This window comes from Streptomyces sp. NBC_01506 (assembly GCF_045040295.1).
Taxonomy (GTDB): Bacteria; Actinomycetota; Actinomycetes; order Streptomycetales; family Streptomycetaceae; genus Streptomyces.
The window spans coordinates 4,533,316-4,554,271 of record NZ_CP109422.1; the positions used below are offsets into that span (position 1 = coordinate 4,533,316).

General features: G+C 71.5%; 14 protein-coding genes. 6 read left to right on the forward strand and 8 right to left on the reverse strand.

Features of this window, described 5'->3' with window-relative positions; genetic code table 11:
- Positions 1-2: 2 nt before the first annotated feature.
- On the reverse strand, positions 3-647 hold the full coding sequence (locus OG329_RS19760) for a TetR/AcrR family transcriptional regulator (RefSeq protein ID WP_405796845.1): 645 nt from the start codon (positions 645-647) through the stop codon (positions 3-5).
- Between the two features lie 149 nt (positions 648-796).
- Between OG329_RS19760 and OG329_RS19765 the strand changes: the two genes are divergently transcribed.
- Both OG329_RS19765 and OG329_RS19770 read left to right on the forward strand, forming a co-directional pair.
- Complete coding sequence (locus OG329_RS19765; RefSeq protein WP_405796846.1) at positions 797-4,249, forward strand: ATP-binding protein; 3,453 nt, start codon at positions 797-799, stop codon at positions 4,247-4,249.
- 92 nt (positions 4,250-4,341) lie between these two features.
- On the forward strand, positions 4,342-4,986 hold the full coding sequence (locus OG329_RS19770) for a hypothetical protein (protein WP_405796848.1): 645 nt from the start codon (positions 4,342-4,344) through the stop codon (positions 4,984-4,986).
- A 27-nt stretch (positions 4,987-5,013) separates the two neighbouring features.
- Here OG329_RS19770 and OG329_RS19775 read toward each other — a convergent pair whose 3' ends face one another.
- A complete protein-coding gene (locus OG329_RS19775) occupies positions 5,014-5,976 on the reverse strand; it encodes a dihydrodipicolinate synthase family protein (RefSeq protein WP_405796850.1) in 963 nt (320 codons plus the stop codon).
- Between the two features lie 72 nt (positions 5,977-6,048).
- Here OG329_RS19775 and OG329_RS19780 point away from each other — a divergent pair, with 72 nt between their 5' ends.
- Positions 6,049-6,999, forward strand: coding sequence for a LysR family transcriptional regulator (locus OG329_RS19780; RefSeq protein ID WP_405796851.1), 951 nt, complete (start codon positions 6,049-6,051; stop codon positions 6,997-6,999).
- Between the two features lie 149 nt (positions 7,000-7,148).
- Positions 7,149-8,606 (forward strand): WD40 repeat domain-containing protein, encoded by a 1,458-nt coding sequence (locus OG329_RS19785; protein ID WP_405796853.1) that lies wholly within the window; start codon positions 7,149-7,151, stop codon positions 8,604-8,606.
- 123 nt (positions 8,607-8,729) lie between these two features.
- On the opposite strand, the gene OG329_RS19790 is transcribed toward OG329_RS19785, so the two are convergent.
- From OG329_RS19790 to OG329_RS19810, 5 genes are all read right to left on the reverse strand, one after another.
- On the reverse strand, positions 8,730-9,794 hold the full coding sequence (locus tag OG329_RS19790; protein ID WP_405801922.1) for a MerR family transcriptional regulator: 1,065 nt from the start codon (positions 9,792-9,794) through the stop codon (positions 8,730-8,732).
- A gap of 178 nt (positions 9,795-9,972) precedes the next feature.
- Positions 9,973-10,833, reverse strand: a complete 861-nt coding sequence (locus OG329_RS19795; RefSeq protein ID WP_405796855.1) for an ABC transporter permease — start codon at positions 10,831-10,833, stop codon at positions 9,973-9,975.
- A complete protein-coding gene (locus OG329_RS19800) occupies positions 10,830-11,828 on the reverse strand; it encodes an ATP-binding cassette domain-containing protein (RefSeq protein ID WP_405796857.1) in 999 nt (332 codons plus the stop codon). Before OG329_RS19800 ends, OG329_RS19795 begins: the two co-directional genes overlap by 4 nt.
- Positions 11,829-11,931: 103 nt before the next feature.
- Positions 11,932-12,519: an NADPH-dependent FMN reductase gene (locus OG329_RS19805; protein WP_405796859.1), complete on the reverse strand. Its 588-nt coding sequence runs from the start codon at positions 12,517-12,519 to the stop codon at positions 11,932-11,934.
- 136 nt (positions 12,520-12,655) lie between these two features.
- The gene (locus tag OG329_RS19810) at positions 12,656-13,423 is read right to left on the reverse strand and encodes an SDR family oxidoreductase (RefSeq protein ID WP_405796861.1); all 768 of its coding nucleotides are present in this window, start codon (positions 13,421-13,423) and stop codon (positions 12,656-12,658) included.
- Between the two features lie 137 nt (positions 13,424-13,560).
- Here OG329_RS19810 and OG329_RS19815 point away from each other — a divergent pair, with 137 nt between their 5' ends.
- Both OG329_RS19815 and OG329_RS19820 read left to right on the forward strand, forming a co-directional pair.
- Positions 13,561-16,704 carry a BTAD domain-containing putative transcriptional regulator gene (locus OG329_RS19815; RefSeq protein ID WP_405796863.1) on the forward strand — a complete coding sequence of 1,048 codons (3,144 nt, stop codon included), beginning with the start codon at positions 13,561-13,563 and terminating at the stop codon, positions 16,702-16,704.
- Between the two features lie 208 nt (positions 16,705-16,912).
- Positions 16,913-17,617 carry a carbonic anhydrase gene (locus OG329_RS19820; protein ID WP_405796865.1) on the forward strand — a complete coding sequence of 235 codons (705 nt, stop codon included), beginning with the start codon at positions 16,913-16,915 and terminating at the stop codon, positions 17,615-17,617.
- A 134-nt stretch (positions 17,618-17,751) separates the two neighbouring features.
- Here the strand turns inward: OG329_RS19820 and OG329_RS19825 are convergent, their stop codons facing one another.
- Positions 17,752-20,670 carry a tetratricopeptide repeat protein gene (locus tag OG329_RS19825; RefSeq protein ID WP_405796867.1) on the reverse strand — a complete coding sequence of 973 codons (2,919 nt, stop codon included), beginning with the start codon at positions 20,668-20,670 and terminating at the stop codon, positions 17,752-17,754.
- Positions 20,671-20,956 lie beyond the last annotated feature (286 nt).

Here is a 20,956-nt window from a genome sequence, read left to right on the forward strand (position 1 = left end):
GTTCACGCGTCGGTGTCGAGGCTCCGGGCGATCGCCCGCAGACCGGCGGCGATCTCGCTCGCGGACGGCGCGTGTTCGGGGTCCACGAGCCACTGCTGCGTCAGACCGGCGACCAGCGCCATGTGCACCGAGCCGACGGCGCGGGCGGTCGCGGCGTCGGCCGATCCCTCCTCGCCGTGGATGCCGTGCAGATCGGCGGCGAGTTGGGGGCGGGCGAGTTCGTACGCCGCGGCGATCTGCGCCCGGACCTCGGGGGAGCGCTCGGCCTGCGGCAGCGCCTCGGTCGCGGCGACGAGCAGGGGCCGGTCGGTGACCTGGGATTCGATGACACGGGCCCACATGGCTTCGAGCCGGGCCGCGACAGGGGTCGGCGGGTCTGCCGTATCGGTCGCGTCGGTCGCTGCGTCGGTCGTTGCCTCGGTCGCTGCGTCGGTAGTCGTTTCGGCCTCTTGGACCTTGGCGCCCCACTCGTGGAGCGATTCCAGCAGGGCGGCGTTGAGCAGCGCCTCTTTGGAGCCGTAGTGGTAATTGATCGTGCCGAGCGGCGCGTTGGCGGCGGCGGCGATGTCGCGGGAGGTCGTGTGCGCGTAGCCACGCTCCTCCAGGCAGCGCCGGGCTCCGGCCATCAGCTTTTCGCGGTGTCCCATGGAGACACCGTACCGCAGACTTGAACGTTCGTTCAGAACCTACGTTCAAGACACCCGTCCAGAACGTTCGTTCCGAACATCCGTTCGGTCTCGCCCCCGGTAAAGATTTGGTATGCCGATTGTCAGTGGTGCCTTCTATGGTTTTGGTCATGACCCCTGCACTGATCGGGCGTGACCACCCCGCAGGCGTCCTTCGCGCGGAGATCGGCCGGGCGACGGACAGCCACGGGGGTCTCGTGCTGGTCGCGGGCGAGGCGGGGATCGGCAAGACCACGCTCGTCACCGCCGCCGCCCTGGAGGCCAGACAGCGCGGGGCGCTGGTGCTCGGCGGCTCCTGCTGGGAGGGCAGCGCTCCGGGGTACTGGCCGTGGGTGCAGGTCGTGCGCGGGATGCGGCGCGGCGTCGGCGAGGAGGAGTGGGCGAAGGCCGAGGAGGCGGCGGGCGGCCGGCTCGCGGTGCTGCTCGGCGAGGCGGCGGGGGCCGACGAGGCCAAGGATGCCTTCTCCGTGTACGACGCGGTGACGACCGCCCTCGTCACGATCTCCCAGCACCGGCCGGTCGTCGTCGTCCTGGACGACCTGCACTGGGCGGACACGGCCTCGCTCAGACTCCTCGAATTCGCCGCCCAGCACGCCTGGTTCGAGCGGCTGCTGCTCATCGGGACATACCGCGACGTGGAGGTGGACACACCCGGCCACCCCCTCCAGCAGCTCATCCTTCCGCTCGTCGCCCGCGCCACCGCGGCCGTGACACTGACCGGGCTCGACAGGGACGACGTGGGCGCGCTCCTCGCGCTCACCACCGGGCGCGAGCCGGCGCCCACCCTGGTGGACGAGGTGCACAGCCGCACGGGCGGCAATCCGTTCTTCGTGGAGCAGACCGCCCGTCTGTGGCACGGCGGCAGCCCGGTCAGCACGATCGCCCCCGGTGTGCGCGACGCCGTGCGGCGGCGGCTGTCGATGCTGCCGAATCCGGTGGGGGACCTGCTGCTGACGGCGAGCGTGCTCGGCAGGGAGTTCCACCGCCAGGTCCTCGCCGCTGTCACGGCGTCGCCGGTGCCGCATGTGGACCGGCTGCTGGACCGGGCCGTGGCGGCCCGGCTCGTGGTGACGCGCGGCGGCGGCCGGTTCGCCTTCGCCCACGACCTCGTCCGCGAGACGCTGTACGCCTGTCTGGAGGAGCCGGACGCGGCCCGTCTGCACGGCGCGGTCGTCCGCTCCCTGGCCACCGCCCCGGCGCTGAGCGAGAAGATCGTCCCCGCCGATCTGGCCCGGCACGCCCATCTCGCGGGGGAGACGGTGGACCGGGACCACCGCATCGATCTGCTGCTCGCTGCGGCGCGGGACGCGTCGAGCAGGCTCGCGGCCGACGAAGCCGTCGGGCACTTCCGGCGCGCCCTGGAGGTGGCCGAGACGTCCGGCGAGGGGGATCCGCGCCGCGCCGTCCTCATCGCGCTCGACCTCGCCGGCGAGCTGCGGGCCCACGGTATGGAGGAGGAGGCGCAGCGGTATTACGACCGCGCGGTGACACCGGCGCGTGAGCTGGGCGATCCCGAGCTGCTGACGCGCGTGGCGCTCACGCTCCACCAGCAGCAGGACATCCCGGGCCAGGGCTCGCAGGCCGGGGAGCTGCTGCACGAGGCGTACCGCGCGCTGTTCGGGGGCGGGGGCGCGGGCGCGGGCCAGGGTTCGGATGCGGGCGGGGGCGGTTCCGGCAGCGAGGAGATGGAGCGGATGGCGCAGGACCTCGCCGTCCGCGCCACGGACCTCGCCCGGCGGGACGATGACGACGACGCGCTCGCCTTCTCCCTCTGGGCACGGCACGACACCATCTGGGGCCTCGGGAGCTCCGACGAACGGCTCGCGCTGACCACCGAGATGTCGGCCGTCGCCCGCCGCACCCAGAATCTGGACATGGAGGTGCACGCCGGGGCGATGCGCTGGGTGACGCTCCTGGAGATGGGCGATCCGCGCTACCTGGGCCAGTTGCGTACGTACAGGACACTGGCCGACCGGGCGGGCAAGCGCAGGCACGAGCTGGGCAAGGCCGTCGACATGGGCATCGTCGCCGCGTTCACCGGCGACTTCGAGCAGGCCGAGAAGTGGTATGCCGACACGCTCGAAGTGATGTGCGGGCACGCCGCGTTCGGGTATCTCACCTCCCATCTGCGCTGGGCCCTGCTGATGATGCGGGGCCGCTACGAGGAGGCCGACGCCGTCACGCGCGGCCTCGACGGCGTGGACTACCCGTTCCCGGTGCTGCTCGAGGGGATCGCGGCGATCGAGCGCGGCGACACGGCGCGAGCGCTGCGGCTGCTCCACGAGGTGGCGGACCGGCCGGAGCCCGTCTCGCGGGTCTTGGCGCCGCTGTGGTTCCGGCTCCTGGCGCACACGGCCGCCGCGTCGGGCGATCCCGCGCTGATCGCCAAGGCGCGGGACGCGCTCGGCGCGCACAGCGGCCGATGGCTCGTCGCGCTGTACGGCTGCGACATCAGCGGGCCCGTCGACCTCTGGCTCGGTCTGCTGGACGCGGCGGAGGGCCGGTGGGACGCGGCAGTCGCCGCGTTCACCTCGGCGCGCGATTCCGCCGACCGCCTCCAGGCGAGGCCGTGGTCCCTGCGCGCGGGCCTGGCGCTGGCGGACGCGCTGCGGGCGCGCGGCGGTGCCGGGGACGCCGCGGCGGAGGCGGCCTTGCGCGCGGAGACGGCGCGGGCGGCGGCGGCGATGGGGCTGCGGCATCTGGAGAGGCGTGGGCCGGAGGTACAGGCGGAGGTGGTACGGCCGGAGTTGGTACGGCCAGGGGTGCGGCCGGCGGCGGTTCCGGGCGCGGCCGACGAGCCCGCCTCACCCACCCCGCCCACCTCACCGGACCCGCCGGACGCGGACACACGGCGGGGGCCGTGGGTGAACGGCCCATGGGCGGAAGACGCGGGACCGGGCGGACCGGGCGTTGACGCCGGATCCCGTACGGAGATGGGCACGGGCACAGACACGGACACGGTCGCCGACACCGCCCAGCCCCAACCACCCACCTCCAGGCGGGAGTTCAGACGGGACGGGGCCGTATGGGCATTGGCCTTCGACGGGCGGGCGGTCCACGTACCCGACGCCAAGGGGCTGCGCGATCTGCACACGCTGGTCTCCCACCCGGGCACCGACTTCCCGGCCGTCCGGCTGCTCTCCCCCGACGGCGGCGAGACGGCGGTGGCCGCGCACGCCATGGGCGGCGACCCGGTGTTGGACGAGCGGGCCAAGGCCGAGTACAGACGCCGGCTCGACCAACTGGACCAGGAGATCGACCGCGCGGGCGAGCGCGGCGACGACGCGCGCGCCGCCGCGTACGACAGGGAACGCCAGGCCCTCCTGGACGAACTGCGCACCGCCGCCGGTCTCGGCGGACGCACCCGTCGCCTGGGCGACGAGGCCGAGCGGGCCCGTAAGACCGTCACGGCCCGAATCCGCGACACCCTGCGCAAGCTCGACGCCCTACACCCCGAACTGGCCGCGCACCTGAGGCGGTCGGTGACCACGGGTGCGACCTGTGCCTACCGCCCCGACCGCACGGACGACGACACCTCCGGCACACTCAACTGGCGCCTGTGAGCCTGTGAGCCTGTCGCACGGACCGCCGCTGAGTGGCCACCTGGGTATCGCTACTCATGTGGCGCGCGATGCCGATGCCTACCGTCGCATACGTGTTCAAGACCCTTGTACGTAGAGTCCGGGCCGCCGGGCGGTTGGTCACGTACGCAGCCGCAGGGCTCGTACTGGTCGCGCTGTCCGTCCTCGCCGTCGCGGCGGGCGGCTTGGTGTCGGCCGTGTGGAACGGCGAGCCGTATCCCGACGCCGACCCCGACGCGGTCGCCCAACGGCTCAAGGACCGGTCCGACGACGTACACGACGGCTTCGCCCTCCCCGAGCAGTACCTCGCGGAGCCGGGCAGTGTGGTTTCCGGCGCCTGCTACCACCGGGGGCTGACGAGCTTCACCCAGATCGACCAGCCACGTAACGACGTCCTCAGTTTCGGGCTCGACTGGAGCGTGCCCGACGTCCCCGAGGCCACCGCACGGGACGCACAGCAGCGCGTGCGCCGGCAGTTGGTGAAGCAAGGATGGAAACTCACCCACGAAGGCGACCGCGCGGGGGCGACTCTTCGTGAGTGGGGCTTCCGATTCGAAGATCCGGAAGGCGGCGACCAGGTCGACGTTCGGTGGAACGACTCGACCACCACTCTGTTCATCAGCGTCTACGCGCCGTGTGGGAAGGTCCCCAACGAGTTCGACGAGTACGACTGGCCCGAGGCCGACTGGCACCCGAACGGGCAAGTCGCCGTTTCCTGAGGGGCCTTGAGGGCCCGCCCGGCGGGATCAGCCGAGGTCGGCCAGCCCCGCCAGCAGCCGCAGTGCCTCGTCCACCGCCGCCGGTGCGGCGGGCAGCAGCGGCAGCCGTACGGATGCCGTGGGGATACGCCCCTGGGCGTGCAGCACGCCCTTGATCACCGTGGGGTTCGGTTCGGCGAAGACCGCGGCCGACAGGGCACCGAGCCGGTGCCCGAGGTCGCGGGCACGGGCCACGTCACCGGCCGCCCAGGCCCCGGCCAACTCCACGTAACGGCCGGTCGCCAGATGCGCGGACGCCAGGATGCCGCCGTGGGCGCCCAGGGCCAGCAGCGGCGAGACGAAGGCGTCGTCCCCGGCGAACACGGCGAAGTCGTCGGGCAGTTCGCCGAGCAGGTCCACCGTGGCCGCGCTGATCCCGCCGTTCGCGTACTTCACGCCCACGACACCCGGCAGCGCGCCGATAGCCCGCAGCGTGTCCGCGCTCAGCTCCTGCCCTGTGCGGTAGGGGATGTGGTAAATCACCAGCGGGACAGGGCTGTTGGCGGCCAGTTCGGTGAAGTGCGCGACGACGCCCGCCTCGGAGGGCCGGGTGAAGTACGGCACGAGCGTCAGCGCCGCCACGACCTCGGGCACCTTCCCGAGGGCGGTGAGCGCGTCGCGGCTGGCCGCCGTGTCGTTGTTCCCGGCGCCGGCCATGAGAGGCGCGCCGCGCTCGCGGCAGACGCGGGCGAGCGTGGTGACGACCGCGTCCTTCTCGGCCGCGCTCAGGGTCGCCACCTCGGCGGTGGTGCCGAGGGCGACGAGGCCCGCCGCGCCGGCGCTGAGCATGTCGTGGGCCAGCGCCTCCAGAGCGTCGAGCGCGACCTCCCCGGCGCCGTCGAAGGGGGTGATCAGCGGGAGGTGCACGCCCCTGGCCGGGATCGCGTTCGCCCGGATCGCGTTCGCCGGGGTTCGGTTCGTCTCTCTGTCCGTCCCTCTGTCACTCGTCATGCTTCGGATCCTCGCCCGCCCCCACGGCACCGGTCCAGCGGGAAATACTGACGCCGCTCGTAAGCTGAGCCGATGCTCAACCTGCACCAGTTGCGTCTCCTGCGGGAACTCGCCCACCGGGGCACCATCGCCGCCGTGGCCGAGGCCCTGTCGTACAGCCCATCCGCCGTCTCCCAGCAGTTGTCGCTGCTGGAACGGAACGCGGGCGTGCCCCTCCTGGAACGCAGCGGCCGACGCGTGGCCCTCACCCCGGCGGGAGCCAATCTGGTGCGCCATGCCGAGGTCATCCTGGAGCGGCTGGAGACCGCGCAGACCGAGCTGGCCGAAGGCAGGGAAGTGGCCGGCCCCCTGCGGCTGGGCATCTACCCGTCCGCCGCCCGCGTCCTGGCGTCCGGCCTGCTCGTCTCGCTGCGCCGGGCGTATCCGAGGCTGGAGCCCTGGGTCTGGGAGGTCGACCCCGCCGACGCGCCCGACGCCCTGCGCGCCGGCCAACTGGACCTGGCGCTCACCCATCACTACGACTCCGGCGACGGCCGCCCGCCCCCCGTCCGGCCCGGCATCCAGAGCCGCCCCGTGTTCACCGAACGGATGCGGCTGGCCACCCCGGCGGCCCCGGACCGGGACCGGGACCAGGACCGGGACCAGGACCGGGACCCGACGCCGGACGACGATCCCGTACGGAAGTGGCGCCACGCGCCCTGGATCCTGCCCACGCCGGGCACCCTCTGCCACACCAGCGTGACGCGGCTGTGCGAGGCGAGCGGGTTCCATGTCGACTCGTGGCACCGCGTGGACGACTACGACACCGCGCTCGGTCTGGTCGCGGCGGGCGCGGGCGTCGCCGTCGTCCCCGAACTCAGCGCGCAGAACCCGCCCGCCGGGACCGTGCTGACGCCGCTCCCGCTGCGCCGGCGCAGCGAGGTCGCGTTCCGCGGCGGCTCGGCGGCTCATCCCGCCGTCGAGGCGTTCATCGCGGCGCTGCGCGACGCGCTGCCCACGGAACTCGCCACCGAGCCGACCTGACCTGCCCTGACCTGGGCCCCGACCCGCCTCGCCTCGCCTCGCCAAGTCGCCTGCGACGGAGGCCCGTTGTCAGTGGCGGATGCGAGTGTTGCGGGTGTCAGTTTTTCTCGCACCGGCGAGGAACGCGAGATCCACCGAAGGAAAGCAACATGTCAGACCTCTACGGCGTCCGGGTGCTGGCGGTCGATCCACCGCAGCGACGTGTCCGCGTGCGCGTGGCCGTTATCCACCCCGATGTCACGCTCGCCGACGACGCGAGCTTTTTCCTGCGAATCTTCAGTGAGACCGCCCCCGACGACGCCCCACTCGGCCTCGCGGTCACCCAGGACCAGCGTCTCGACGAGGCATGGGTGGACACCAATACCCGCTGGTTCGTGGAGAGCGTGGAGCAGTTAGAGACGCGCAACTACCTCGCCACGGAGGAAACAGACGAAGAGGAAGAGGAAGACGAGGAGGAGGACGAGGACGAGGACGAGGATTACGTCAGCTATCCCTGGGAAAGCGGCTTGCGGTTCGATGAGATGTCCCCGAAGGCCGCTGCGGAGCTGCTACGCAGCGAGGAGGCACGCACGGGGGCCGACTACGACGTGACCGTCACCGACGCCCGGTGGATCGAGCATCTGACGGCCGGCGACTGGTGGCGCACCGCCTCCTACGACACTCGCGCCGATCAACTGCTCGACGGTGAGGCCACCGCCGTCCCCGATCTGCGAAACCCGGCCGTCGTGCTGAAGCCCTTCAGCGGGGACAACGCGCCCTACCAGGTGGCGTTCTCCGACGACGGTCGCTTCCTTGCCGTCACCTGCGACCATCCGGGCGAGCTGGTCGTCTACGACACCACCGACTGGCGCGAATGCCTGCGCGCCCGTCACGACGACTACATCGTGCCCTGGCTGATGTGGGTGCCCGGCGAACCGGTGATCACCCTCCGCGACCACGAGGAAATACTCCCGCAGTTGGCCTACGACGCGGTGTCGGGCGCTCCGGTCGAGGCTCCTCCGCAGTCGGGCGACGTTGCTTCCGCCACCGGCCGGTACCGCACCTCGTACGCGTCCGGCCCCGCCGTCGCCCTGCTGTCGCCGACCGGCGACGAGCGGGTGATACCCGTGGACGAGGCCGTGGCCGAGGACGACACGGAGCGTGTGGATTCGTACGAAGGCGTCGCGTTCTGCGCCGATGAGTCGAAGATGTTCGTCGCGCTCGGGTCGCGGGTGCATGTGATGGACCCGGCGGACGGCCGCACCCTGGAGGTGATCGAGAACGACGGAATCAAGATCCGGTCCCTGCGGGTGAGCCCGGACGGCGATTATCTGGCGATCTCGGCGGCATCCCCGGGGGTGCTGGAAGTAATCATCCGGCGGGTCGGCGACCACCGGGAGGTCACCTGCCACTCCATCGGCAGCGGCTGGTTCCCCTTGCAGGACTACGCGATGGCCTGGTCCCCCGACAACCGCTGGCTGGCCGTCAAACTGATGTGCGTGACCTCTCGGCACGGCTGGGAGGCGAAGGGCGGTGAGATACACATCCTCCCCGTCGGCCTCCCCACGAAGTTCGCCGGCGAACTCGGCGAAACCGGCGAAACCGGCGAACCTGGCCGACCCGGCTGATCCATCGCGTCGTCGCGCTTCGTACCCGCGCCTCGGCCACGTCGGCCGCGTCCACCACCTCGCGGGCGAGTTGTTCGGCCCGTAGCCGATGGAGCCGAAGGTGCAGGTCGTCGCCGGGCGCCGTCATGCCGCCGTGACGGCGTCGGCCACCGCACACGCCACGTTGTCCGGCCCGCCCGCCGCGAGAGCCAGCGCGATCAGCTCTCGTACGGCGTCCTCCGGCTGAGCCGCCGTGCCGAGCACGCGCCGGATGTCGTCGGGCCGGACGACCGTGAACAGGCCGTCGGAGCAGAGCAGATAGCGGTCGCCCGGCTCCACGTCGTACAGCCGCAGATCGGGCCGGGCGTGGTCCTCGGCGCCGTCCAGGGCGCGGAGGAGCAGCGCCCGCTGCGGATGCGACGCCGCCTCCTCGGCGGTGAGCGTGCCCGCGTCGATCATGGACTGTACGAGGGTGTGGTCGTGCGTGATCCGGGAGAGGTCACCGCCGCGCAGCAGATACGCGCGGGTGTCGCCGACATGCACGAGCGCCAGCCGGGATCCGGTCCACAGTATCGCGGTGAGCGTGGTCCCGGAGGCACCACCGCCCGTCAGGGCGTTCACCCGGTCCACCGCGTCCGCCAGCCCGTTGAGCACATCACCGCCCCGGACCGACTCCTCCAGCGCCACCAGCGCGTCGACGGCCGCCCCGCTCGCCCGCGCGCCGTCGTCCCCGAATCCGTCAGCCACGGCGAGCAGCTTTGAACCGGCGTACGCCGTGTCCTGGTTGACCGCCCGGACCAGCCCCCGGTCCGATCCGGCCGCGTAACGCATCCTCATGTCAGACATCTCCTCAACGCCCTTCCCTGCCGGATTTCCCGACAGTTGGCCAACGAGGAAGGTCACCAGGTCCCGGCGCGCGGCGGTCTCCGTCTCCACCTGCGCCCAGTACGCACTGATGTCCCGGCCGGCGGCCCCCGGATCCGTCTCGTACAGATCGCAGACCGCACCGATCCGGGCCAGCGGCATCCCGACGCGCCGTAGCCACGCCACCAGCCGGGCGCGTGCCAACTGCGCCTCGGTGTAATACCGATAGCCGGTCGTCGCGTCCACGCGAGCCGGTACCAGCAGGCCCAGTTCGTCGTAGAGGCGCAGTGCCTTCGGCGACAGCCGGGACGCGCGGGCGAACGCGCCGATGGTCAGTTCACCCAGGTAATCGCCGTCCACGGTCCGCCGCCTCTCTCTCCTCGTACCGGGCGTCTCGCCCGGTACACCCGATGCTGAGGCTTGCCCCTTGGACAGAGTCAACACACCGTCGCCCACGCCTGTGGCCTGCGGCTCTCCCCCGGGGAGTCGCAGGCCACAGGCGCTCGGATTCACGCGCTCACACTTACTTGCGGTTGTAGAGCCGCATCGTCCACGTACCGAAGACGAGGACCAGTCCGACCGACCAGCCGAGCGTCACCGCGATGTCGTGGGCCGGCCAGTTGCCGGCCATCAACTCCCTTACGGCACTGGAGAGTTCGGAGACGGGGCTGTTGTTGACGAACGCCTGGAGCCAGCCCGGCATCGTCTTCGGGTCGACGAAGACGTTGCTCAGGAAGGTCAGCGGCATGATCACCATCATGCTGACGCCCATCACCGATTTCTCGGTGCGCAGCATCAGCCCGAACATCGTCCAGATCCATGAGAACGAGAAGGAGAAGACGAGCAGCAGCACCACTCCCGCCAGGATGCCGAGCACACCGCCGTCGGGGCGGTACCCGATGGCCAGGCCCACGCCCAGGATGACGATCGCGGCGATCACGTAGCGGACCACGTCGCCGAGCAGATAGCCGACCATAGGCGCCGGACGCCAGATCGGGAGCGTACGGAAACGGTCGAAGACACCCTTGGCGATGTCCGTGTTGACCGCGACGCCCGAGTACATCGTGATCATCACGACGCTCATCACCATGACGCCGGGCAGCAGGAACTGGATGTACTCGGAGACCGACCCGGCCAGCGCACCGCCGAACAGATACGCGTACATCAGCACCATCATGACCGGGAAGACGGTCACGTCGAAAAGCTGCTCGGGCACGTGCTTGATCTTCAGCATCGCCCGCCAGCCGAAGGTCATCGACGCGGAGAGCGGGCTGGGCCGGGGCGGGCGCTCCTTGTTCACGAGCAGCGCGGCGAGGTCGTCCGCCGAGGGCGTCGTGAGTTCGATGTCGTCCAGGTCCTGGGTCTTCGTGGCTACGGTGGTCATGCCGCCGCCCCCTCCTTCACGGTGTTGTTCTTCGTCTTCTGCTTGTCGGTGAGGGCGAGGAAGACCTCGTCCAGGCTGGGCTGGCCGAGGGAGAAGTTGTCGACAACGATCCCCTCATGGGCCAGCTCGGCGAGCGCCCGCCCGGCCTGCTCGGCCGCGCCCCGGTCGCTGCCGCCCCCGCCGATGGTGGCGGTCAGAGCGACCGGGTCCGAGTCCAGCACGACCTCCGCGTGCAGCGCGGCGGCCAGCACCCGCTGGGCGTCGGGCCGCTGGGCCGCGTCGCGCAGCCGCAGATGCACGGCGCCGGAACCGACCGACGCCTTCAGCTCGCCCTTCGTGCCCTCGGCGATCACCTTGCCGTGGTCGATCACCGCGATACGGGACGCCAGTTGGTCCGCCTCGTCCAGATACTGGGTCGTCAGCAGCACCGTCGTCCCCTGCGAGACCACGGCCCGCACGATGTCCCACACCTGGTTGCGGCTGCGCGGGTCGAGGCCGGTCGTCGGCTCGTCCAGGAAGAGCAGGTCGGGGGTGTTCAGGATGGAGGCGGCGATGTCGATACGGCGCCGCATACCGCCCGAGTAGTTCTTGACCTGCCGGCCGGCCGCCTCCGTAAGACCGAACGCGTCCAGCAACTGCCCCGCGCGATCGCGGGCGTCGGGCTTGGTGTGCCCGAGCAGCCTGCCGAGCAGAACCAGATTCTCCGAACCGGTCAGGTCCTCGTCCACCGACGCGTACTGCCCGGTCAGCGCGACCCGGCTGCGGACCGCCTCGGCGTCCTTGACCACGTCCTTGCCGAAGATGCGGGCCTGGCCGCCGTCGGGGCGCAGCAGCGTGGCGAGCATCCGTACGACGGTGGTCTTGCCCGCGCCGTTCGGGCCGAGCACCCCGTAGACCGTGCCCGTCGGCACGGCGAGATCGACTCCGTCCACGGCGCGGTTGGAGCCGAAGACTTTCACCAGCCCTGAGGTCTCGATCGCAAGATCATTACTCATCATTCAGTCCTTCGTCGTTGCTCGTCGTTGCTCGTCGTTGCTCGTCGTTCTGGATCGCCTTCGGCGGATTTCCCCTTATGACTCCGCCGGTGCCGGAAACTCATCAGCAGATGTACGGGCGGGCTGCCCGCGCCTCGCGGAGGGCCACGCCCCACCACCCGAGCTGGTCGAGCAGTACGCACGCCTCGCGGTCCCGGTGCTCCTCCGCCGCCGCGTCGATGTCGAACGCGTCGTCACCGCAGTCGAAGAGGTTGATCGACACCCCGTTGCGGAGGGTGACCGTGTGCAGCTCCGTGAAGACCGTGCGCAGCCCCTCCACCGCGTACAGCCCGCCCGACCCGTGGCCGTAGCTGACGAACGCGACCGGCTTGGTGTGCCACTCGTCGTACGCGAAGTCGACGGCCTGCTTGAGGGAGGCGGGAAACGAGCGGTTGTACTCAGGTGTCACCACCACGAACGCCTCCGCGCGGTCGACCTCGGCGGTGAACCGGACCATCGGCTCCGTGGGCACGTCGGGATAGCGCGCGGGGAAGTCGAAGTCGGCGAGGTCGACGACCGACAGCTCCAACTCGTCCCGCTTGCCCGCCCGCTCCACGAACCACCGCGCGATCGACTCACCGAGGCGGCCCTCGCGGGTGCTGCCGATGATGACGGCGACCCGCAACGGCGCCGCCGCGCTGTGCTGTCGCATACGGCCCGCCTCCCTCCCTCGTCCTCCCTCGTTCCCCTTCACCACTGAGGCGCTAGACGGGACCGCGCGCCCGCCAGATCAGATCTGGCGGGCGCGCGAGACGGGAAAGGACCAGGTCAGACCCGGTCAGCCGAGGTCAGACGGTCTCAGGCGTGGCGATCCGCTTGCCGAGACCGCCGTCGACCGACAGCTTCAACCCGGTCGTGAAGGTCGCGTCCGTCGCGAGGAACAACGCCGCCTTCGCGACCTCGTCCGAGGTGCCGTGCCGCTTCATCGGCGTCTTCTCGTCCCCGCTCTTCCTGAACGCCGCCACGACCTCGTCCGGCAGTCCCTGGATCCCCGACCCCGCGGTGTCGATGAAGCCCGGCGCGACGGCGTTGACCCGGATCCCCCGCGAGACCAGCTCGGCGGCCAGCGTCTGCGCGAACGACCACAGGGCCGCCTTGGTGCCGGAGTACACGCCCATGCCCGGCGTGCCCGAGTTGTCGGCGACCGAGGTGGTGAAGACGATCGAGCCGCCCTCGTTGAGCAGCGGGATCAGCCGCTGCACGGTGAAGAAGGCGCCCTTGGTGTTGACCGCGAACTGCGCGTCGTAGTCCTCCTCCGTGACCGTCTCGAACGTCCCCAGCCGCGCGATGCCCGCGTTGACGAAGAGGCGGTCCACCCGGCCGAGCTTCGAAGCGACCAGGTCACCGAGGGCGGCGACGGCGGTCGGATCGGCGATGTCCGAGCTGACGACGTGCGCGGACGGGCCCAGCTCGTTGCGCGCGTCCTCCAGATTGGCCGGGTTGCGGCCGGTGAGAAGCACCTCCGCACCGCCTTCCACCAGGCGTTTGGCGATGGCGAGACCCATGCCCATCGAACCGCCGATGACGACTGCCTTCAGACCCGCGTACGTACTCATGTGGCGCTCCTTCTGCCTGCTGTGGGTGTGTGGGTGGGACTGGAGCCAGGCTGCGCCGGGTCGCTGATGGTCCGCTGATGGTCGGCTGCGGGTCGGCTGCGGGTCCGCTGAGGGTGGTCGGTAGGTACGGTTCGGATATGCGCATACGGTTCGGAGTCCTCGGTCCCCTGACCGTCCGAAGCGGTGCCGGGGCTGCCGTACGGGTGCCCGAGGCCAAGGTTCGCGCCCTGCTCGCCGTCCTCCTTACGTACGAGGGCCGGCCCGTCTCCGCCGACCGGCTCGTCGACGACCTGTGGGGCCCCGAACCGCCGGGCAAGCCCGCGAACGCCCTCCAGGGCAAGGTCTCCCAGTTGCGCCGCGCGATCGGCCGCGACCGGGTCGTGCACGGCCCCGCCGGCTACGCGCTGGACCTTTCGGACGCCCAGACCGACGCCGACCGCTTCCGTGAGCTGCTGGTACGAGCCCGGTCCGCCGCGACCGCGCGGACGCGTTCGGAGCTGCTGGGGGAGGCGCTGGGGCTGTGGCGCGGGCCGGCGTACGCGGACTTCCGGGACGAGTCCTTCGTACGTACGACCGTGGAGGAGTTGGAGGAGCAGCGGCTCACGGCCCTGGAGGAACACGCACAGGCCCGGCTCGACCTGGGTGAACACACACCGCTGGCCGGGGAAATGGCCGTACTGGTCGCCCGCCATCCGCTGCGCGAACGACTGCGCCTCCTACAGATGCGGGCGCTCTACCGCGCGGGGCGGCAGGGCGAGGCGCTGGCGTCGTACGCGGAGCTGCGGGAGTCGCTGGCGGCGGAGCTGGGGGCCGACCCCGGGCCGGAGCTGGGCGCGCTGCACACCGCGATCCTCCGCCAGGACCCGTCGCTGAACGCCTCCACCCCACCGCTCCCCACCCCCCTGACCCCCCTCGTCGGCCGGGACGATGCCGTGCGGGAGGTCGGCCGGCTGCTGTCCACCGCCCGGCTCGTGACCCTGACCGGCGCGGGCGGCGTCGGTAAGACCCGCCTCGCGCTGGCGGCGGCGGGCCGCGTCGCCGATACGTACGCGAGCGACTTCCGGGACGGCGTACAACTGGTGGAGCTGGCAGGACGCCGCACCGACGACCCCAACGACATCGCGGAGGCGATCGCGTCGGCGCTGGGCCTGCGCGACGACGCGGGGACGCCCGCCCCCGCAGACCAGCTCTCGACCGCGCTGCGCGACCGCCGAACGCTCCTGATACTCGACAACTGCGAGCATGTCGTCGAACCGGTGGCCCACCTCACCGAACGACTCCTGCGCGCGGCGCCCGGCCTGCGGGTGCTCGCCACCAGCCAGGAACCGCTCGGTGTGTCCGGCGAGTCGCTGCTCCCGGTCGAACCACTCCAACAGGCGGACGCGGTACGGCTGTTCACGGACCGCGCGACGGCCGCCGACCCCGGTTTCGCCCTGCGCGACGACGAAGAAGAGAAGGCCGTCGCGGCCATCTGCCGCCGTCTCGACGGCATCCCGCTCGCGCTGGAGCTGGCCGCCACGCGCGTGCGCGCGCTCGGCGTCCGCACGCTGGCGGCCCGGCTGGACGACCGCTTCCGCGTTCTCACAGCGGGCCGGCGGGGCGCCCCCGCGCGCCAGCAGACCCTGCGGGCGGTGCTCGACTGGAGCTGGGAGCTGCTGACCGCCCCCGAACGCATCGTGCTGCGCCGTCTCGCCGCGCACACCGACGGCTGCACGCTCGAAGCGGCCGAGGCGGTGTGCGCGGGCGACGGCGTGACGCGCGAGGAGGTGCTGGACCTGCTGGCCCGTCTTGTGGACCGTTCCCTGGTGGTACGGGTGGAGGGGCCGGCCGGCCCGCGCTACCGCCTGCTGGAGTCCGTCGCCGCGTACGCCACGGAACGGCTGCACGAGATGGCCGACTTCACCGCCGTACGCGAGCGCCATCTGCTCTACTACCTGGGCCTGGCGGAGGAGTCCGAGCCGCTTCTGCGCGGCCCCCGGCAGCGCGCCCGGATGCTGCGGCTGACGGCGGAGACGGCGAATCTGCGTACGGCGCTGACGACGGCGACGGCCACGGGGACGGGGGAGGCGCTTCGCCTCGTCACGGCCCTCGCCTGGTACTGGCTCCTCTCCGGCCGCCTCCAGGAGGCCCGCCGCGCCCTGTCGACGGCGCTCGACGCCACGCAGCCCACCCCAGCTCCCTCCCTCCGCGCCGAAGTCCGCGCCCTGCACACCGCTTTCGCCCTGCTCGGCGGCGAACCCGTCACACCCGGCACCCCGCGCGCGATGGCGCGCGACCACGCGGCCGTCGAATCGCCGCCACGGCGGGCGCGGGCGCAGTGGCTCGGGGCGTACGGCCTGTTCAACGCCGGGGCCCTCGCCGCGGCCGACAGCCTCAACACCCGTGCCCTGCGCGGCTTCGATGACCTGGGCGACCGGTGGGGCATCGCCGCGTCCCTCGGGCGGCGGGCGGCGCACGCCACCTTGCGCGGGGAGTTGGCCGCGGTGCGCGCCGACGGCGAACGAAGCGCGCACCTCTTCCGCGAACTGGGCGACCGGTGGGGCGAGTTGCAGTCCGTCATGCCGCTCGCCACCCTCGCCTCGATCAACGGCGACTACGCCGAGTCGGCCCGTATCCACCGCGAAGGGCTGCGGATCGCCGAGGAGTTGGGGCTCGCGGCCGAGGTCTCCGCCCGGCTCTCCGGCCTCGGACGGCTCGCCCTGCTCACCCGCGAGCCGGACCGCGCCCGCGAACTGCACGAGCGGGCGCGGCGGGTGGCCGCCGAACAGGGCTTCCGCTTCGGCGAGATCCACGCGGAGATCGGCCTCGCTCTCGGCGCCCGCCGCACGGGCGACCTCGACGGGGCGCGGACGCTTCTGCTACGTATCCGCGACTGGTACGCGGAGGTGTCCATCGAGGCCGGCAACGCGCTGGTCCTCGCCGAACTCGGCTTCGTCGCCGAGCAGCGCGGCGACGCCGCGACGGCGCTGGCCACCCACCTGGACGGCCTCACCGCCGCCCGTGCGATCGGCGACCCGCGCGCGGTCGCGCTCGCGCTCGAAGGGCTGTCCGGCGCGCAAACCCTGGCGGGCCGCGCCGAGTCGGCGGCCCTGCTGCTGGGCGCCGCGACGGCGGCCCGCCGCGCGGCGGGCGCCTCGCTGCCACCCGCCGAACGCACCGACGTCGACCGCATCACGCACTCGGCCCGAACGGCCCTGGGCGCGGGCGCGTTCGAGGAAGCCTTCACCCTCGGCACGGCACTCACCCCGGACGAGGCGGTGGCCCGGACCGGGCTCTCGTAGGCCGACGCGGTCGGGGCGTTGCGCATCCGAGCGGAGTGACGTCCAGGTCTATACCAGTCCCACTTTGGCGCGATTAGCCGCTTACGGATAGAGATCTCCGACCTTAAGTTCTCGCTTCATGAGCAAAAAAGAAAAGAAAAGGCCAACAGAGTCACAAGGGTTCGCAAACCCGGAAGCAACGAACAGCCGACGCAGCCTGTTACGCGGCATGGTCGCCGGCGGGCTGGTCGCCGGAACCGGGCTGACACTGGGCGGCGCCGCGCCCGCCGTGGCGGCACCGCGCACGGTCCCGATGTGGGAGCAGTACCCGCCCGGCACCAAGCCCGCGACCCCGCAAGCCGCAGAGCAACTGCTGTTCGACGTCAACCACCGGTGGCTGGTGGAAGGACAGGTGCACCCGCGCGAGGACAGCGTCGCGCGGAACCAGGCCGCCACGCTGTCCCAGCACCCCTGGGCGATGATCGTGGGCTGTATCGACTCCCGCGTACCGCCGGAGCTGATATTCGATCAGGGGCTCGGCGACCTGTTCGTCGTACGGACCGCCGGTCAGGTGCTGGACGAGGCGGTCTACGGCAGCACCACGTACGCCGCGAAACAAAGCAGCGTGAAACTCATCGTCGTGCTGGGGCACGAGAAGTGCGGCGCGGTGAACGAGGCGATCAGCGTGCTGGACACACCACCCGGCCCCGACTACTCGCCCCGTCTGAAGTTCCTGACCGAGGCGATCAAGCCCGCGATACCCCCGGTCGGCACCCCGGACCGGACGAACCTGACGGTCAACCAGAATGTCCGGCTCATACGGAACAAGCTCATGGCGGAAACGGCGATAGCGGACCGGATAGCGGCGGGAACACTGAATGTGATCGGCGCCCGGTACGAGCTGAGCACCTGGATCGCGACCAAGGTGACCTGATCCACCCCGGCGCACCGCCCCGGGACGGTGCGCCGGACACGTCGCACACCCCACCGGGCCCGGATCGACCGCCCACGCCTGCGGCGGCCGATCCGGGCCCAACGGCTTGGTTCACCGGATCGACGCGAGCGGCATCATCCTCCGACCAGGCGGCCCAGCAGCTCGCCGGCCTGGGGCCCGAAGGTGGCATCGCCGGTCTCCCACGCCCGCTCCAGGTAGCGCACGGCCTGGTCGGTGTCGCCGTCCTCACCGGCCATCTCCCCGAGCCGGTAGGCGGCCTCGGCGACCAGATCCGGGTTGCTCCTGGTGGAGTTGAGGGCTCGCAGGTAGAACGCACGCGACTGGTCCCGGTCGCCGACCCAGTAGTACAGCTCGCCGAGGTGGGCCAAAGCCAGCTCGCGCTGGAATATGTCACCGGAGTCGATCACCCACTGATACCAGCGCCGCGCCTCGGCCACGTCCCGGCGTTCCTTGGCATCGGCGCCCAGCATCATCGCCGCCATCGCCGCCGTACCCCGATCGGAGTTGTCGACCATGTCCAGATACCGGCGCCGGGATTCGTCGGTGTCGCCGGACAGCTTCGCCAGTTGAGCCAGCCGGAGTTGGCACAGACCGAGGACGAACTCATCGTCCTTGTTCAGCCTGGCCCCCACGTCGGCCCCGAGCTGTTGGGTCTCCTTGGCCAACGCGAGATTCCCCTGGTCCTGGTACAGACAGCCGAGTTCGTACCAGGAAATCGCGCTGAAGAAGGAGTCCCGGGTCGCACCGGCCCGCCGGTAGGCGGCGATCGCCGCGCCGGTCTCACCTCGGTCCGCGTACGCCTTGCCCAGGTGGTGGTTGGCACGGACCGCCCAGGTGACGTCGTCCGTATCGGCGATCAACTCCCAGGCGAGGATGGCCTCGTCGCCCCGCCCGGCCCCCTCCAGATCGGTGCCCAGCTTGAAGCAGTGCTCCGCATCAACACCGGCCGGCGACAGCTCCTGAGCCTTCTCGGGCCGGCCCTGGTGCCGGAACAGCACGCCGAGGTCGACGCCCGCCTTGCCGCGCGCCAGCAGGAACTCCGGGGTGCTGACCCGCTCGTACAGCTCGATCGCCCGGTCGAGATCACCGGCGAGGTAGGAGCGGCGGGCGATCTCCAGCACCCCGCCTCCTGGGTGGCCGCCCTGGCGGCGCAGGTACAGCGCTTCCGTGGCGGCCAGTTCGCCCTCCAGGTCGTGCTGGACCTGGCAGACCTTGGCCAACCGCTCCAGCACTTTGGAGGCCAGGGGGGCGCTACGGTCGCCCAGATCGGCCAGCACAAGGAGGGCCTGCCGGGTGACGGCCGAGGTGTCGGGCAGCTTCCAGAGCACCGACATGCAGCGTTCGGAGGCCATCTCCAGCAGTTGGCCATCACCCCGTGCCAGCCGCCGCTCGAACACCGACCGCATACCGTCGACGTCCCCGTCCAGCAGCAGCCGCACGGCCAGCGCCGGGGCACCGAACCCGGGATCGGACGCGGAAATCCGCTCCAGCGCCGCCCGTCCGCCGTCCAGGTCGTCCTCATAGGTGATCAGCTTCTCGGCCACCAGCCAGGCGAGCGGCGGAACCGCCTCGGCGGGCAGGTCGCCGGTCAGCAGTTCCTCGGCCAGTTCGTACCGCTCCTCCGCCGAGTAGCTGTCCGACGGCGACGAGTTGAACAGCCCGAGTGCGGCGCGGGGCATGAGCGCGCGGTGACCTGTGTCCAGCGAGCAGTGGAAGCACGACTGGCTGTCGCCCATCCGGTAGACGTCGGCCAGGCTCGCCTCGCCGAGCCGGACTGCGGCCCAGGGCAGCACGGGGGACGAGGATTCGTAGGCGTCGGCGAGCGCGTCCACGACGTGCTCGGCGTTGTCCCACGTCGTCAGATTGATCGCTGCCAGATAGGCGGTGTAGCCGGCCGCCAGCCTGTCCTCGGACTGCACGGCCCTGGCCTGCCCGGGGCCCGCTCCGGGCCGGCTGTCGCCTGGCAGGTCACCGAGCAGGTCACCGAGCAGGGCGGCGGACACCGCGGCCAATGGGTGTCGGCCCTCGGCCAGTGCCTCCAGATCGTCCAGTACGTCCTGGTCGCGGGTCAGGTAGCGGGCGAGGACCCCGACCGAGTCGACGGCCTCGGCGGCGTCCAGGACGGCCAGGGCCACGGCGGCGCGCGGGCCGTAGGTGAAGCCGGCGGACTCGGCGAGGCCACCCAGGAGTTGGCGGGCGGCTGTGGGATCGCCGTGCCGCAGTTCGATGCCCGCGAGCACGGTGACTGCCTGGTGCGCGGCGTGTCGCCAGTCGCTGGCAGCGGTGGCAGTCAACTCCGCGCGTGCAGCGGCCAGTTCGCCCGCCCGGTAGTGGTCGAGACCGGGCCGGACCGGGGCCAGCCAGAAGGACGGTCCCTGCGGATCGTCCAACGGGGCCAGCGCCAGATCGACCAGGTCGGGTACGTCGGCCTCCGGCCGGGCGTGGTCCAGGAGCCGGGCGGCGCCGTCGTGGTCACCGCCCTCGCGCAGCAACTCCGCGAGTGGCACGGCGGCCTGCGGCCGGAACCAGGGGTGACCGGAGTCGACCACACCCCGGAAGGCGCGGATCGCCGCCAGGGAGTGCCCCTCACCGCGCAGCAGCCGGCCCAGCTCGACACCGGCCGCCGGAGCCAGGTGCGGGTGCTCGCTGCGCGCGAGCGCGGCCAGTTGGCCGGGGGCGGAGTCGGCCTCCCAGACCTCCGGATACGCGACGGACTCGCCGGCCGCGATCCTGGCGAGGCTGCCTCGCAGGGCGGCGAACCCGCGTACGTCGGAACGCCCGCTCAGGTCCTTGGAGCGCTGGTGCGATTGGGCTGCGGAGGCGAACTCGCCAAGCTCGAACTGAGCCAGACCGAGGCAGTTCAACGCCACACCGAGCAGGTCCTCATCCCCGGCGGCAAGCACTTGGTCGTGTGCCGTCCGCGCGGCGGCCAAGGCCGCCTGGTGGTCGCCCCCACGCAACTGCGCGGCGAACACCGCGAACAACGCCCGATGCGGCTGGTAGCCGCTGCCCACTTCTGACGAACCGTCCATCATAGTCCCCCGACTTCTTGATTTCCGCTCTCGTTGCGTACTGCGAAAAGCGTAGGCGGGGGGTCTGACAACGGGGTTGGGACGGTGGACGGTGGACGGTGGGTGGTAGACGGACAGGACACCGGAGGCCGACCTCAACGACTCCAGCGCCCTGCCCGCCTCTTCCCTGCCGGGACCGTCAGAGACGGTCGGCGCGCAGGGGGTCCGGGGGCCCGCGTCGGGACACTGTCGTGCGGTCCCGGTTCGGCGCGGTGACCGGGTTCGACGTCAAAGTCGGGGGCCGAGC